At 65.0% G+C, this 12458-nt stretch carries 15 protein-coding genes; 7 read left to right on the top strand and 8 right to left on the bottom strand.

The genetic code is table 11. The annotated features are described in order from the left end of the window. Positions 1-108 precede the first annotated feature (108 nt). Positions 109-777 carry a S24 family peptidase gene (locus tag SKP52_RS03080; protein WP_039571633.1) on the top strand — a complete coding sequence of 223 codons (669 nt, stop codon included), beginning with the start codon at positions 109-111 and terminating at the stop codon, positions 775-777. A 112-nt stretch (positions 778-889) separates the two neighbouring features. On the opposite strand, the gene SKP52_RS03085 is transcribed toward SKP52_RS03080, so the two are convergent. Then, complete coding sequence (locus SKP52_RS03085; protein ID WP_039579548.1) at positions 890-1195, bottom strand: hypothetical protein; 306 nt, start codon at positions 1193-1195, stop codon at positions 890-892. 180 nt (positions 1196-1375) lie between these two features. On the opposite strand from SKP52_RS03085, the gene SKP52_RS03090 reads away from it, so the two are divergent. Next, positions 1376-2662, top strand: coding sequence for a methyl-accepting chemotaxis protein (locus SKP52_RS03090; protein WP_228383804.1), 1287 nt, complete (start codon positions 1376-1378; stop codon positions 2660-2662). A gap of 101 nt (positions 2663-2763) precedes the next feature. Continuing rightward, complete coding sequence (gene aqpZ / locus SKP52_RS03095) at positions 2764-3489, top strand: aquaporin Z (protein ID WP_039571634.1); 726 nt, start codon at positions 2764-2766, stop codon at positions 3487-3489. A 35-nt stretch (positions 3490-3524) separates the two neighbouring features. Here aqpZ and galU read toward each other — a convergent pair whose 3' ends face one another. The 6 genes from galU to SKP52_RS03125 all read right to left on the bottom strand — a co-directional run bounded on the left by galU (position 3525) and on the right by SKP52_RS03125 (position 8445). Then, a complete protein-coding gene (galU, locus tag SKP52_RS03100) occupies positions 3525-4388 on the bottom strand; it encodes a UTP--glucose-1-phosphate uridylyltransferase GalU (protein ID WP_039571636.1) in 864 nt (287 codons plus the stop codon). A 62-nt stretch (positions 4389-4450) separates the two neighbouring features. After that, complete coding sequence (locus SKP52_RS03105) at positions 4451-4951, bottom strand: OmpA family protein (protein WP_052207759.1); 501 nt, start codon at positions 4949-4951, stop codon at positions 4451-4453. Between the two features lie 19 nt (positions 4952-4970). Further along, positions 4971-6194 (bottom strand): diguanylate cyclase, encoded by a 1224-nt coding sequence (locus SKP52_RS03110; RefSeq protein WP_052207760.1) that lies wholly within the window; start codon positions 6192-6194, stop codon positions 4971-4973. Then, positions 6191-6730 (bottom strand): YfiR family protein, encoded by a 540-nt coding sequence (locus SKP52_RS03115; protein WP_039571643.1) that lies wholly within the window; start codon positions 6728-6730, stop codon positions 6191-6193. Before SKP52_RS03115 ends, SKP52_RS03110 begins: the two co-directional genes overlap by 4 nt. A 140-nt stretch (positions 6731-6870) precedes the next feature. Continuing rightward, positions 6871-7407 carry a peptide-methionine (S)-S-oxide reductase MsrA gene (gene msrA, locus SKP52_RS03120; protein WP_039571646.1) on the bottom strand — a complete coding sequence of 179 codons (537 nt, stop codon included), beginning with the start codon at positions 7405-7407 and terminating at the stop codon, positions 6871-6873. 57 nt (positions 7408-7464) lie between these two features. Continuing rightward, entirely contained in the window at positions 7465-8445 is a 981-nt protein-coding gene (locus SKP52_RS03125) for a M48 family metallopeptidase (protein ID WP_039579555.1), read from the bottom strand. A gap of 103 nt (positions 8446-8548) precedes the next feature. Between SKP52_RS03125 and SKP52_RS03130 the strand changes: the two genes are divergently transcribed. From SKP52_RS03130 to rpsI, 4 genes are all read left to right on the top strand, one after another. Next, positions 8549-9598: a COX15/CtaA family protein gene (locus SKP52_RS03130; RefSeq protein WP_039571649.1), complete on the top strand. Its 1050-nt coding sequence runs from the start codon at positions 8549-8551 to the stop codon at positions 9596-9598. Then, a complete protein-coding gene (locus SKP52_RS03135) occupies positions 9595-10410 on the top strand; it encodes a hypothetical protein (RefSeq protein WP_039571652.1) in 816 nt (271 codons plus the stop codon). Before SKP52_RS03130 ends, SKP52_RS03135 begins: the two co-directional genes overlap by 4 nt. A 176-nt stretch (positions 10411-10586) precedes the next feature. Beyond that, positions 10587-11066: a 50S ribosomal protein L13 gene (gene rplM / locus SKP52_RS03140; protein ID WP_039579559.1), complete on the top strand. Its 480-nt coding sequence runs from the start codon at positions 10587-10589 to the stop codon at positions 11064-11066. Continuing rightward, on the top strand, positions 11066-11563 hold the full coding sequence (gene rpsI, locus SKP52_RS03145; protein ID WP_037517835.1) for a 30S ribosomal protein S9: 498 nt from the start codon (positions 11066-11068) through the stop codon (positions 11561-11563). The genes rplM and rpsI overlap by 1 nt, the downstream gene beginning before the upstream one ends. Positions 11564-11672: 109 nt before the next feature. On the opposite strand, the gene SKP52_RS25935 is transcribed toward rpsI, so the two are convergent. Continuing rightward, positions 11673-12314, bottom strand: coding sequence for a hypothetical protein (locus SKP52_RS25935; protein WP_148309019.1), 642 nt, complete (start codon positions 12312-12314; stop codon positions 11673-11675). Positions 12315-12458: the final 144 nt, after the last annotated feature.

Consider the following 12458-nt stretch of genomic DNA (forward strand, 5'->3'; position numbering starts at 1 on the left):
GGCGACTCACCCAATAGGATATTTCCTATTTGATGTTCATTTTCCTACTTGTCTAGGAAAAATCCGTTTGCTAGAGACGAAATAGGAAGGACCAGCCCCCAGCGACCTATGGCCGATTTCGATCAGGATCCGCGCGCCGCGCTCGACCGCCTCTTGACGGAAAGAGGGATTGACTATGCGCGCATCTCGCAGGTGATCGGGCGCAACCCCGCCTATATCCAGCAGTATATCAAGCGCGGTTCGCCGCGGCGGCTGGGCGAACAGGATCGCGCGCGCATCGCCGCCTATCTTGGCGTGTCCGAGGCGATGCTGGGTGGCCCGGTACAGCGCATCGCGACCCCGGCGCGCGTGCGCGGGCCCGGAATGATTTTGGTGCCCAAACTCGCGATCGGCGCCTCGGCGGGCGCGGGCGCCAGCGTCGATGGCGAGGCGGTCGAGGGCGAAGTCGCGTTCGACCCCAAATGGCTGCGCGACTTGGGCGCCGACCCGCGCGCGCTCAGCATCATTCGCGTCGAGGGCGATTCGATGGCGCCGACGCTCGACGATGGCGACGATATATTGGTCGACGGCGGCGATGCGGCGGCGCGGCTGCGCGACGGCATCTATGTGCTGCGCATGGACGATGTGCTGATGGTGAAGCGCGTCGCGCGCGCGCCGGGACAGGGGCGGATTTCGGTGATCAGCGACAATCCGCACTATCGCAGCTGGGATGACCTGCCGATGGCGTCGGTGCAACTGGTCGGCCGCGTCGTGTGGACGGGCCGGCGGGTGCGTTGATTATCTTCGCCTGACGGCGGAGGCGGCACCAGCCCGCTCCCCGACCGGGCCTCCCACAGAGTATCCTGAAATGGGAGGCCGGGTGGGGGAGCGGGCTGGTGCCGCAATCGATTTAACGCGGCGCCGCCATCACTGCTTCGATCTCATGCTCGAGCACTTCGGCGCGCTGGCATTGGTCTTCGTTGCCGTCGCGGCATTTCTCGGCCGCCTTCTCGCGCTGGCGCGACAGCTTGCCCAGCTGTTCCTCGCGTTTGCGCATTTCGCGGCCGCGGTTACGATCCGATTCGTCCTGGCTCGTGGTCGACCAGTCGGCGACCTGGCCGACCGCCTTGAACGGAGCGGTCACCACCGTCTTCGCCGCACTGATGCAGCCGGCGAGCAGGGGGGCGGCAATAACCGCCAGGATTAAAACGCGCATATTCTTCTCCTCGCCAATGGCGCCCCATCGCATAACCGCCGCGATCTGAACAGGATGTTGCGACGGATCGGCCCGGCATACGGCCAATGTGTCACATCACTGAAATAAATGGTTAAAGTGGTGTTTACCAAGCAGCTTTAGGTCGAGGCACGAACAAGGTCGCAGATTGAAGAGAGAGTGATGAACGCCATGGGATATGCCTTTACGCCGTCGACGGGCCACGCGTCCGCGATCGGCGCCGACGCGCATATGTCCGAAGTCATCGACCTGTTTCGCGGCAATCCGCAGCTCCGCGCGCTCGCGGTCGTCGATGGCGAGAACCGGCCGGTGGGGATCATCCGCGAACAGCGGGTGCGCGAATTGCTCTTCTGTCCCTTCTGGTTTTCGCTGATGCAGAATCCGACGATCGGCGGCTCGATCGCGTCGATGATCGAACCTTGTCCGATCGCCGACGTCGCGCGCTCGACCACCGATTTGCTCCATATCGCGGCGCAGTCGCCGGGGCAGCAGGAGCTGATCCTCGTCCGCGCGGGGCGCTTCGTGGAAACGCTCGACAGCGGCCAACTCGCCAAGCTGGCGATGCTGCGCGAGGTCGAGCTGGCGCAGGAACGCGCGGCGCGGACGACGCACATCGACGATGCCGGACGGCGGTTCCAGCAGGAGATCACGACGCTCACGGCCACGCTGTCCGACATGGCGCGCAAGGTCGAGATGGTCGCGGGCACTTTGTCCGAACGCGCGCGGCAGACCGGCCGCGACGCGGTGACGGTCGCGGGCGCCACGGCGCAAACGCTCGCTGGGCTGCACGAGTTGGGCGACCGCGGCCATGCTCTCGCCGCGACGATGGCGAAGATCGTCGACGATGGTTCGCGCGCCCGCGTCGTGCGCGGCGACGCGCATCGAAAGGTGAAACAGGCGAGCGAACGCTCGATTGCGTTGAAGGCCGCGAGCCAGTCGATCGAACAGATGCTCGCGCTGATCATCGACATGGCGAGCCGCACCAACATGCTTGCGCTCAATGCGGGGATCGAGGCTGCACGCGCCGGCGATGCCGGCCGTGGCTTTGCCGTCGTCGCGTCGGAGGTCAAGACGCTCGCCAGCCAGACGCGCTCGGCGGCGGGCGACATCACCCAATATGTAGACCGGATCCGCGACATCGTCGAACAGGTCGCGGCGGGCTTTGTCGAGGTCGAAAAGGCGATCGATGCGAACAACGGCTTCTCCGACGCGATCGATCGCGCGGTCGATGGGCAGAGCGCGACGACGCTGATGATCGCGAGCTATGTCGAGCAGGCGGTGTCCGCGGGCCGCGAAATCGACGTGCGCGTACGCGAGATCGGGCATGGCGCTACCGCCGTCGGCGATGGAGCGCAGGCGTTAGGTCAATTGTCCGCTGGCCTGACCGAGGCGGCGCTGTCGCTGCATCAGCGCGCGCGCCATTTCGTCGAAACGGTTGCCGTCGCATGATTTTGCCCCGCTGGCGCAAGGGGTTGCCCGATGGCGCAGCACTGATAGGATGACGTTCGCGCCGGGGGCGTCAGAGGCCGCCGGCGGGGAGGAGGGTCATCATGACGAATATCCAAAAGGGTCTTGCCGAATTTATCGGCACGTTCTGGCTTGTGTTTGGCGGTTGCGGCAGCGCGGTGCTTGCCGCGGCGTTCCCCGAGGTCGGCATCGGATTGCTCGGCGTTTCGCTCGCGTTCGGTTTGACGGTCGTCACCATGGCCTATGCGATCGGCCATATTTCGGGCTGTCACCTCAATCCCGCGGTCACCGTCGGGCTATGGGCAGGCGGACGTTTCGATGCGCGCGAAATTCCGCTTTATGTTGTCGCGCAGGTGCTCGGCGCGATCGTCGCGGCGTTCCTGCTCTTCTACGTCGCGAGTGGCAATCCCGCTTATGATCTTGCGACCAACGGGCTCGCGGCCAATGGTTTCGATGCGGGTTCGCCCGGGCATTATGACATCTGGTCGGCCTTCATCATCGAGATATTGCTGACCGCCTTCTTCCTCTGGATCATCATGGGGTCGACCGACGGGCGCGCGCCCGCGGGCTTCGCGCCGATCGCGATCGGCCTCGCGCTGACACTCATCCACCTCATCTCGATCCCGGTGACCAACACCTCGGTCAATCCGGCACGCAGCACCGGCCCCGCGCTCGTTGTCGGCGGCATCGCGCTGCAGCAATTGTGGCTGTTCTGGGTTGCGCCGTTGATCGGCGGAGCAATCGGCGGCCTGCTATACAAGACGCTCGGGGCCGACAGCTTTCCGAAACCGAATATCGAAGGCGAATAATTGCCGGGCGGCGGGGGACAAAGCCTCCGCCGTTCCTATTTCAGCAGATCGATCGCAAAGGCGCGAACCTCGTCCGCGATGTCGGGCCGTTCGAGCGCCACCGCGATGTTCGCCTGGATATACCCGGCCTTCGATCCGCAGTCGTAACGCGCGCCGTCGAAGGTGACCGCGTGGAACGGCTGGTTGCCGATCATCGCCGCCATCGCGTCGGTCAGCTGGATTTCACCGCCCGCGCCCTTTTCCTGTCCTTCGAGTACGCGCATCACTTCGGGTTGCAGGATATAACGGCCCGAAATGATCAGGTTCGATGGCGCGTCGGTGACTGGCGGCTTTTCGACAAGCCCGGTCACTTCGGTCAGCGCGCCATCGCGCGCGCCGGGTGCGATCACGCCATAGCTCGACACTTGCTCGTGCGGCACTTCGAGCACCGAGATCAAATTGCCGCCGACCTTGTGATAGGCATCGACCATCTGCTTCATGCAGCCCGGCGATCCATGCATGAATTCGTCGGGAAGGAAGATCGCGAAAGGCTCGTCGCCGACGATGTCGCGCGCGCACCAGATCGCATGGCCGAGGCCGAGCGGCTCCTGCTGGCGGACATAGGCGCAGGCGCCGGGGCCGAGCCGCGTTGGACCCAAAACCGACAAATCCTTGCCGCGTTCGGACATCGTCTTTTCGAGTTCGAAGGCGACGTCGAAATGATCCTCGATCGCGCTCTTGCCGCGGCCGGTGACAAAGATCATCTGCTCGATCCCCGCCTCGCGCGCCTCGTCGACCGCATATTGGATCAGCGGTCGGTCGACGACAGGCAGCATCTCCTTGGGGATCGCCTTGGTGGCGGGCAGGAAACGGGTGCCGAGACCGGCGACGGGGAACACGGCTTTACGGATCGGTTTCATGGGCCAGGGCTTAGCCGCGAACGTCGTTTAAGAAAAGCGCGAGGTAGCCGTCTTCGACCGAGTTACTGCGGGGTGACGATCACGACCACCCGCCGATTGTCCTGGCGGCCTTCGACGGAGTCGTTGCTCGACATCGGCACCGCTTCGCCGCGGCCGACAATCTGGTCCGGCGAAAGGCGCATCCCACCGGCCTGGAGCGGAATGGCGACGGCCTGCGCGCGCGCTTGCGAGAGCGCGAGATTATAAGCCGATGCGCCGGTGGAATCGCTGTGCCCCTCGACGCGCGCGGTGGTGATGCCCACCGACGTGAGGTTGCGCGCGAGCCCCGCGATGCGCACGCGCAGATCGGGATCGACCGTCGCGTCGTTCGAGGCAAAGAGCAGCCGCTCGTTGAAGGTCAGCTCCCAGCCGGCACCTGTCTCGACAAACCCCTCGGTCTTCAGCGCCGCAATCTGGGCGGGCGTGAAGCCGGTCGTCGGCGGCACGCTTTGACAGGCAGCGAGCAGCGCGGCGAAGGCGATCATAAACAGGGTCTGGAGCGATCGGGGGAAATTAAGCGTCACGGCGTCTCTCCGCTGGTCATCATCTGGAACGGTTGGTCAATTTGTCGGCGTACATGGCGGCATCGGCGGCGGTCAGCAGCGCGGTCGCGTCGCTGCCATTGTCGGGGAAGGTCGCGACGCCGACGCTGACCGCGGCGCGATAGGTTTCGCCGCCGGGCAGCAGGATAGGTTCGGCGACGCTGGTGCGGATCCGGCTCGCTAGTCCTTCAGGATGCACCTCTTCGTCGAGCTCGACGATCACGATGAATTCATCGCCGCCGATGCGTGCGGCAAAATCGCCTTTGCGCAGCGCGTCCTGGATCCGCGCTGACAGCGCGACGAGCACGGCGTCCCCTGCGGCGTGGCCGAAATTGTCGTTGGCCGCCTTGAAATTGTCGGCGTCGATGAACAGCAGCGCAAAGCGGTTTCCGCGTGCCGAGGCCGCCTCGATGCGCAGCGCGAGCTGTTCGTCAAAGGCGTCGCGGTTGGGCAGTGCGGTCAGCGTGTCGTGCGATGCGCGGTGCGCGAGCAAGGCGCGTTCGCTCTCCATATGGCCCTGCCAGCCCTGCAGCTCGTCGAGCAGCGCGTTGATATCGCCGCCCAGCCGGTCGAGTTCGGCGATGCCGAGCGGCTGGACGCGCTTGTCGAACCGGCGGTGCAGACGCACGTCGTGGGCGACTGTCGCAATTTCGTTCAATGGCTTGACCAGTTCATATTCGAACCGCCGCGCGAGGAAGATGGTGCCGAAAGCCGTGATGAGCAGGCAGGCAAGACCGGCGAGCAAGCCCAACCGGACATAATCGATCAACGTCGAGCTATCGCCCCACACCTCGATCGTACCGATCGCCGACCCGTTGCGCTGCACCGTGACCGCGAAGGGGCGGGGAAAGAAGATGCGGGTCAGGGTCGGTGCCGGATCGGCGGCGGGCGAGGTCCATTCGGTGACCGGGCGGCCGACATCGTTGAGCACGCGCAACCGCGCAATGCCGGGGATGCGGGTCAGCGGCTCGAGCCCTTCGCGCACCGCCTGCGGATCGTTGAACACTAGCGCGGGTTCGACGCCATAAGCGCCGAGTTGCGCCGCCAGTTCCATATTGCGGTCGGCATAACCCCGCAGCGCGGTGACTCCGGCAAGCAGGATGGTCAAGCCCGAAAGCGCAACCGCGAACAGCGTAATGCCGAAGTGAAAGCGCGACAGCAGCTTTTGCAGCGTCGTGCGCGCGCCGATCCGTTCGACCGGCGGGGTGGGGGACTGGCCGGTCATGACGCCCCCCCTTCGCCGCCGCCGATGCGCAGGACCCGCGGATCGATACGCAACGGACCGCGCCCGATCGCGTCGATGTTGACCGAAAAGCTGATGCTCGCCGCTTTGTTGCTGAGGCAGAACATCGCGCCATAGATGCAGGCGGCATCATCGTCGGTGATCGTCAGGATCGGACGCCCGCGTACCCACGCGATGAGCTGGCGCCGATCGGCGACCGGCATTCGGCCAAGGAAGAGGATGTCGCATTCGGGGGTAACGGTGGCTGTGGTCACCCGGCGGACCGTTACCGAGCCGGGGCCCGGAACGTCGGGCGCCATGCGATCGGTCAACCGCGGTGCGCCGACGACGCACATCGTCCGGGCGGTCGCGGCCGATCCGGTGGGCCAGCGCGCATAGCTGACGATGCCGCCCACCATCCGGTTGACCGCGCGCGCCATCCCGCCCGAACCATCCTCGACGGCGGTCTGGTTTGCGGCTTGAACCGACATCTGGGGCGTCGTGACCAACGCGCCGATGAGAAACAATGATGCCAGCACCTAAGCAGCGCCCCCAACTGCGTTTCAGGGGCATGTTGCCCCAGCGAAGGCGCGTCCGCTAGTCAAAACAATTGGAAAGTCAATGAAAAGTGACGTCATGCGTCCATATTGCAACAGCGGCCGCATGACCCATCGCGATTCTATGCGCTACGCAAACGGTCACTGAATCCTTTGTGCAGTTTAGCCAGTTTAGGCGGGATCACCGCCATGCAATAGGGATTGCGCTGGCCTTCGCCCTCCCAATAGGCCTGATGATAATCTTCGGCGGGATACCAGTCCGAGGCGCTCTCGATAGTCGTGACGATCGGCGCGGGCCAATCGGCCGCGGCGCGGGCGATCCCCGCGCGCGCGGCATCGGCCTGCGCGGCGTCGAGCGGGAAGAGCGCGCTGCGATATTGGGTGCCGATGTCGTTGCCCTGGCGGTTGAGCGTCGTCGGATCGTGCGTCGCGAAATGGACGTCGAGCAGGTCGTCATAGCTGATCACCGCGGGGTCGAAGGTGATGCGGATCGCCTCGGCATGGCCGGTGTCGCCGCCGCAGACCTGCTTATAGGTCGGGTTGGCGACCGCGCCGCCAATATAACCGCTTTCGACGCCCTCGACGCCCTCGAGCGACTGAAACACGGCTTCGGTGCACCAGAAGCAGCCTCCGGCAAAAATGGCGGTCTCTTGGGTCATCGGTATCGATCCTTGTTGGGGAGAATGGATTGTCCCCAAAATAGGACGCGCGCCAGCCTATTCCAAGGGCGGCGGCGCGTCGATCAGCGGCGGATGCAGCGGCTGGCCAGCCGCACGCGCCGCTGCAATGGTCGCCGCTTCGGCTTGCAGTGATGCCACACGGTCGCGCCAGTTCGGATGCGTGCTCGCCTGGAGCAGGGGGCGTCCCTTGCGCCGACCGAAGCGCTCCCAAAAACGCGCGGCGGCAGCGGGATCATAGCCCGCGCCGGCGAGCAGCCACACCGACAGCCGGTCGGCCTCGACCTCGGTCTGTTTGAACAGGCGGGCGTTGCGGCCAAATTGTTTGCCGAGCCCGCGATCGATCCCCGCGGCGTCGAGCCGGGCGCGGTGGCGCAGAATATTATGCGCCAGTTCGTGCGCGATCGCCGCAGCCAGTTCCTCGTCGTCCGCCGCGAATTCGGCAAGGCCCTGGTTGACGAGCACCATCCGGCCGTCGGCGACCGCGCCCGCCCTTTCATTGGCCTCGACGCGAAAATCGCTGGCGCAGCCGGTCATGGGGGTCAGTGGAACGGCGCGCCCGTCGGTGAGGCCAAACCAAATCGCTGTGTTGGTCGGCCGAGCGGCCAGCATTTGTTCGAGCGCGGTGATGCGTGCGAAGGGGTGGTCGCCGATACCATTCGCGACCGGAGCCATGTCGACCCAAGCGACACCGTCGCCCACATGTAAACCTGCCCGATCAGCGGGAGAGCCCGCCGCGACCGCCGCGACAAAGGCTGCGTCCCGTTCGACCGCTCGATAAGCCGCAAGCGCCGCAGGCCGCTGCGCCTTGTCATAAAGCCGCGGGTCCCCCCAGATCCATCCGAACTGCGGCTGGCGCGCGGGACACCAAGCGGCGTTGGCGGTCGTCAGGCGAAAGCCGATCGTCGCGACGCGGGCCTCGGTTGCCGCCAGCGCGGCATAGGGAGATTGCTGGGCGAGCGCGGGGGCAGCCATCGACAGCGACAGGATGGCGACGATCGATCGGGCGTTGCGAAGCATCGCCATCCCCTATCAAGCCGCGCCTGTCGCGGCCATGAATTTCCCCCGGCGCGCGGTTTCGGACCTCTTGCCTATCGCCCGGCAAGCGCCGATAGGGCGGGCAATGACGCACGCCTCTGTCTTGCCGGCGCCTGCCGCCCGCCAACCCCGCCCCGCGGCGCTTGCGCGCTGGCTGTGGGCGGTCGCACTATTGGTCATCATCGTGGTCGGCGTCGGCGGGATCACCCGCCTGACCGAATCTGGACTTTCGATCACCGAATGGCGCCCGGTTTCGGGCGTGCTGCCGCCGCTGAGCGAGGCCGGGTGGATCGCGGAGTTCGAGAAGTACAAGCAGATCCCGGAATATCGGGAAATCAACCTCGGCATGACGCTCGCGGGGTTCAAGGCGATCTTTTTCTGGGAGTGGCTGCACCGCATTCTCGGCCGACTCGTCGGCATGGCGCTGCTCGTGCCGCTTGCCTGGTACGCCTGGCGCCGCGCGATCCCGGCGGGCTATGGTCCGCGTCTGCTTGCGCTTGCCGCGCTCGTCGGGCTGCAGGGCGCGATCGGCTGGTGGATGGTCGCCTCGGGCCTCGAATATCGCACCGACGTCAGCCATTTTCGCTTGGCCACCCATTTGCTGACCGCGCTGTTCCTGCTCGCGGGGCTGGTGTGGACGGCGCGGGACCTCGATACGCTGGCGCGCGATCCCTCGTCGCGGCCAGCGCGACTGACCGGGCCGGCCGCGGGCGTCATCGCGATCCTTTTTGTCCAGCTGTTGCTCGGCGCATGGGTCGCGGGGCTCAATGCCGGCTATGTCGCGAGCACTTGGCCGCTCATGAACGATCATTTCGTGCCCGAGGGCATCGATTGGGCGGGCGGTGCGTGGCTCGCGCTGACCAACGATCCCTTCCTGATCCATTTCCTCCATCGCTGGTGGTCGTGGGTTGCGGCGCTCGCGCTGCTTCTGCTCGCGCGTGGCTTGTCGCGACAGGGCGCGCGCGGCGAGGCGCGGCTGCTCGTAGCTGTCGTTGCAGCGCAGATGCTGCTCGGCATCTGGACCGTCGTGTCGGGCGTTTCGATGTGGATTGCGGTGTGGCATCAGGTTACCGGTGCGATCCTCGTTGCGGTCGCCGCGGCGGCGCTTCACCAATTGGGCCGCCGCTCGGCATGATCCCGGCCGGCAGCCTCGGCGGCGCGCTTTTGCTGCTGGCGGCCCAGCCCCTGCCGTCCTCCGTCCCGGGCGAAGGTCTCGCTGCGGCGGCGGCGCATTTCCAATTCGCTCCCCCCGTCGGCCAGCCCATGACCTATCGCGTGACGACGCGCCGCATCGGCCGCGAGGGCGCGCTGATCAACTTCTCGCTGACCTATGCGCTGCAATGGCAGCGCGTCGGACGCGGCTATCGGCTCGAGGCGGTGATGCAGCGGATCGATTCCGATGCCCGCCCCGAAGTGACCCGTGCGCTGTCGTTGATGCTCGAGCCGCTGGTCGGCGAACCGACGGCCTATCTTGTCGCGCCCGACGGTAGCCGTGTCGACTTGGTTGATCCGGACCGCCTGTGGGCGCGGGTGACGGCGCGGATCGAGGCGGTAAGCGCCGAATCGGGACGGCCCGAGGCGAGGCAATTGGCGCAGCTGGTTGCCGCGCTGCCCGCGGGCGAGCGCGACCGGCTGGCGAGCGCCGATATCCGGGCGCTGGTTGCGCCCGCCAATGGCGCCATTCCCGTTTCGACGCTGGCCGACGGCGCCAGCGTATCGATGATGCACGACGGCGCGTTGCAGACGATCGCCAAGGTCGAACGCGATTCCGCGCCTGTCGCCGGCACCGCCAAGCCACTGGAAATCGACAATCTATGGACCGTGGACACCTCTACCGGGCTGGTCATGCGCGAGCAGCGGCAGAGCTGGATCATCGACGCGGAAGGCGATGGACGAACGCTCGTCGAAGAGCGGGTTCGCGCGCTGGAGTTCACTCCCGAAGGTTGACGGTATCATAATACCTGTCGGCAAAGCCGCGATCTGCTTGACTTTCGGCGCGCTAAGCGCCATTGGCCCGCTCCGAAGCGCCGCTGCGTCCCTTCCAGGATCAGGCGGCGCGGTTTGTTTCCGGGCGGCGGCATGGCTGCTCGTCCTAGTCCCTATCTGTCAAGGAGGTCGCCATGATGAAGGCGCTGACCAAGACGACCGTTTCGGCGAACGCCAGCACGGTCGAAAAGAAATGGGTGCTGATCGACGCCGAGGGCCTTGTTGTGGGCCGCGTTGCATCGATCATCGCCAACATCCTGCGCGGCAAGCACAAGCCGTCGTTCACTCCGCACGTCGATTGCGGTGACAATGTCATCGTTATCAATGCGGAGAAGGTGGCGTTCACCGGCAAGAAGCTGGCCGACAAGCGTTACTACAAGCACACCGGTTATGCCGGCGGCATCAAGGAAACCAGCCCCGCGAAGATCCTCGAAGGCCGTTTCCCCGAGCGCGTGCTCGAAAAGGCCGTCGAACGCATGATCCCGCGCGGCCCGCTCGGCCGCCAGCAGATGCGCAACCTGCGCATCTTCGCCGGCACCGAACATCCGCATGAAGGGCAGAGCCCCGAAGTGATCGACGTCGCGTCGATGAACCGCAAGAACAAGGTGGGTGCATAATGGCTGACGAACAGACCATGACCGATCTCAAGGATCTCGCCGGCGCCGTCGAAGGCACCGTCGCCGCTCCGGTCTCGACCACGCCGCTGCGTGAAAAGATCGTCGACAAGCAGGGCCGCGCCTATGCGACCGGCCGTCGCAAGGACGCCGTTGCTCGCGTGTGGGTCAAGCCCGGCACAGGCAAGATCACCGTCAACGGCCGCGACCAGGAAGTTTATTTCGCACGTCCGACGCTGCGTCTCGTCATCAACCAGCCCTTCGGTCTGACCGAACGCGTTGGCCAGTATGACGTGATCGCAACCGTCAAGGGCGGTGGCCTCTCGGGCCAGGCGGGCGCCGTGCTGCACGGCATCGCGCAGGCGCTGACCCGCTTCGAACCCGCGCTGCGCGGCGTTGTGAAGACCGCCGGCTTCCTGACCCGCGACAGCCGCGCGGTCGAGCGTAAGAAGTACGGCAAGGCCAAGGCCCGCCGCAGCTTCCAGTTCTCGAAGCGCTAATCGGTTTTCCGTCGACGGACGGACAAGGGAAGGGCGGTCCGGCAACGGGCCGCCCTTTTCCTTTGAAGGAACGTCTCGTGATGTCTGCTATGGGGTGGAGAGCAGACTCTCAATTTTCGTCGAAGCGATCGCTCCTCATCGCGGAGATTTCCGCCCGCAAAAGTTGATAGCGGCGCTCAACGTCAACCATGTGCGCCACCTCCGAGGGGCGCTCGCAATCAACCTCTTTGAGGATCGCAACCATAGTGGGAAAGTCGCCGTCGCGACGCGCTTGCGACCATTCCTCAATCCGATCTGAATCCAGAATGCGGCCCCAAACACCTTCGTCATCTGGAGCGTCGGAATCCCAATTCGCGTGGATGAGGGGACGCTCCCAATTGGCATCGCGGCGCCACGCGTTCGAGATTCGTCCATCTTTCGTCCAAAACTCAAGCACGCGAATTTCGAGTGATGTCATGCAATAGCCCCCGCTACAGCGCGCGCCCATTTCGGCGCAGGCAAATGGCGGGTCACCGATATTTAGGCGGTTTTCAAAAGAGATTACATCCCGAAGGCTGGCGAAGGATGGGGGTTGTGGGCCAATCGCAACGTCATAACGAGTTCGACATTCCCGGCATTCGGTATGGACCAACGCAATTTCGAACGATCCGACGATAGCTGGATCGAACGCACCGTAGCGAGGCACGCCGTTGAACCACCAGGTGGGTCGTTCTGAAATCTGGGCGATGATTTCATCGTATCGAAAGTGCATTCATAGCTGATGCTCTTTCGGGGTTAGTATCCAGTGAATGCTAAACGTCCGCAATCGGTCGTTTCCGGTCATTTCGTCCGCATCGGAGCCGAATGACGGCATGGGGGTGGTGAGCGGACGTCCCCAACATTCGTCATTCCCGCG

Origin of the sequence: Sphingopyxis fribergensis (assembly GCF_000803645.1) — a bacterium.
GTDB lineage: Bacteria > Pseudomonadota > Alphaproteobacteria > Sphingomonadales > Sphingomonadaceae > Sphingopyxis > Sphingopyxis fribergensis.

Bases quoted from the DNA above. Each gene is read 5' to 3' on its own strand.
- SKP52_RS03110 (WP_052207760.1), bottom strand. From the start codon at position 6,194: ATGACCGGCCAGTCCCCCACCCCGCCGGTCGAACGGATCGGCGCGCGC.
- SKP52_RS25935 (WP_148309019.1), bottom strand. From the start codon at position 12,314: ATGCACTTTCGATACGATGAAATCATCGCCCAGATTTCAGAACGACCC.
- rplM (WP_039579559.1), top strand. From the start codon at position 10,587: ATGAAGGCGCTGACCAAGACGACCGTTTCGGCGAACGCCAGCACGGTC.
- SKP52_RS03135 (WP_039571652.1), top strand. From the start codon at position 9,595: ATGATCCCGGCCGGCAGCCTCGGCGGCGCGCTTTTGCTGCTGGCGGCC.
- SKP52_RS03085 (WP_039579548.1), bottom strand. From the start codon at position 1,195: ATGCGCGTTTTAATCCTGGCGGTTATTGCCGCCCCCCTGCTCGCCGGC.
- SKP52_RS03130 (WP_039571649.1), top strand. From the start codon at position 8,549: ATGACGCACGCCTCTGTCTTGCCGGCGCCTGCCGCCCGCCAACCCCGC.
- msrA (WP_039571646.1), bottom strand. From the start codon at position 7,407: ATGACCCAAGAGACCGCCATTTTTGCCGGAGGCTGCTTCTGGTGCACC.
- SKP52_RS03080 (WP_039571633.1), top strand. From the start codon at position 109: ATGGCCGATTTCGATCAGGATCCGCGCGCCGCGCTCGACCGCCTCTTG.
- SKP52_RS03125 (WP_039579555.1), bottom strand. From the start codon at position 8,445: ATGCTTCGCAACGCCCGATCGATCGTCGCCATCCTGTCGCTGTCGATG.
- SKP52_RS03090 (WP_228383804.1), top strand. From the start codon at position 1,376: ATGAACGCCATGGGATATGCCTTTACGCCGTCGACGGGCCACGCGTCC.
- aqpZ (WP_039571634.1), top strand. From the start codon at position 2,764: ATGACGAATATCCAAAAGGGTCTTGCCGAATTTATCGGCACGTTCTGG.
- galU (WP_039571636.1), bottom strand. From the start codon at position 4,388: ATGAAACCGATCCGTAAAGCCGTGTTCCCCGTCGCCGGTCTCGGCACC.
- rpsI (WP_037517835.1), top strand. From the start codon at position 11,066: ATGGCTGACGAACAGACCATGACCGATCTCAAGGATCTCGCCGGCGCC.